The following is a 1514-nucleotide window of genomic DNA, read 5'->3' as shown; positions in this document are numbered from 1 at the left end:
CCGCCTGTCCGAGCACGGCCGCGCCGTCGGCACGCGCCAGCGCGCCCTGGCCAACGATGATCAGAGGGCGTGTCGCCTTCTTCAGCGTCTGGAAGAACTTGCCGTTGCCGTCGGCCAAATCCTTCAGCGAATCCGGTCCGGCGCCCAGCTGTTCGTAGTCGTAGCGGGTATCGCCAACATCGCCGATGACGCCGACCGGCAGATTGCCGATCCGCCAGCGCTTGCGGATACGGGCGTTGAGCACCGAGGCTTCATAGCGCGGATTGGCGCCGATGATCAGCACCGCATCGGCCTGCTCGATTCCTTCGATGGTCGGGTTGAAGATGTAGCTCGCCCGGCCGAGCGCCGGGTCGAGTGCGGCGCCGTCCTGGCGGCAATCGGTATTCTTCGAGCCGAGCGAAGCCATCAGCAGCTTGAGCGCATAGGTTTCCTCGACGGCGGCGAGATCGCCCGCGATAGCGCCGATCTTTTCGGGCGCCGTCTTCGATACCGCGTCCTTGATCGCGGCGAAGGCCTCGGCCCAGCTGGCGGCAACCAACCTGCCGTCCTTGCGCACATAGGGGCGGTCGAGACGCTGCGTGCGCAGGCCGTCCCAGATAAATCGGGTCTTGTCGGAGATCCACTCCTCGTTCACCGCCTCGTTGACGCGCGGCAGGATGCGCATCACTTCGCGGCCCCGGCTATCGACACGGATCGCCGAGCCGACCGCATCCATCACATCGATGGATTCGGTCTTGGTCAGCTCCCACGGCCGCGCCTGGAAGGCGAATGGCTTCGAGGTCAGCGCGCCGACCGGGCAAAGGTCGATGACATTGCCCTGCAGCTCCGACGTCATCGCCTGTTCGAGATAGGTGGTGATCTCGGCATCCTCGCCGCGGCCGATCAGGCCCAGTTCGGAAATGCCGGCGACTTCGGTGGTGAAGCGGACGCAGCGCGTGCAGTGGATGCAGCGGTTCATCACCGTCTTCACCAGCGGCCCGATGTATTTGTCTTCGACCGCGCGCTTGTTCTCGTGATAGCGCGAGGAATCGACGCCGAAGGCCATCGCCTGGTCCTGCAGGTCGCATTCGCCGCCCTGGTCGCAGATCGGGCAATCCAGCGGATGGTTGATCAGCAGGAACTCCATCACGCCTTCCCTGGCCTTCTTGACCATCGGCGTGTTGGTGAAGATTTCCGGCGCCTCGCCATTCGGCCCGGGACGCAGGTCGCGCACGTTCATGGCGCAGGAGGCCTGCGGCTTGGGCGGCCCGCCCTTCACCTCGATCAGGCACATGCGGCAATTGCCGGCGATCGAGAGCCGCTCATGGAAGCAGAAGCGCGGCACTTCCGCGCCAGCGTCTTCCGCCGCCTGCAGCAGCGTGTAGTGGTCGGGTACAGTGATCTCTTTCCCGTCGACCTTGAGCTTTGCCATTCGCCTCAAACCCCTGCGGAGTTCCCGCAATCTCTTTGTCCGGACGCGGTCGAGACCACGTCAGGCATTTCATTCACTTGACGGCGAGCGCCGCCGCTTGGGC

Annotated in this window: 1 protein-coding gene; it reads right to left on the bottom strand. The window is 64.8% G+C overall.

Annotated features, from left to right (window positions below; genetic code table 11):
• The coding region (gene nuoG, locus EN893_RS33530; protein ID WP_128362155.1) for an NADH-quinone oxidoreductase subunit NuoG at window positions 1–1411 on the bottom strand (1411 nt) is incomplete at its 3' end.
• Window positions 1412–1514: the final 103 nt, after the last annotated feature.

Source organism: Mesorhizobium sp. M7A.F.Ca.CA.004.04.2.1 (genome assembly GCF_004022825.1).
Classification (GTDB): domain Bacteria; phylum Pseudomonadota; class Alphaproteobacteria; order Rhizobiales; family Rhizobiaceae; genus Mesorhizobium.
Note: the sequence above shows the minus strand (reverse complement) of the source record. Positions and strands in the feature narration are given on the sequence as shown.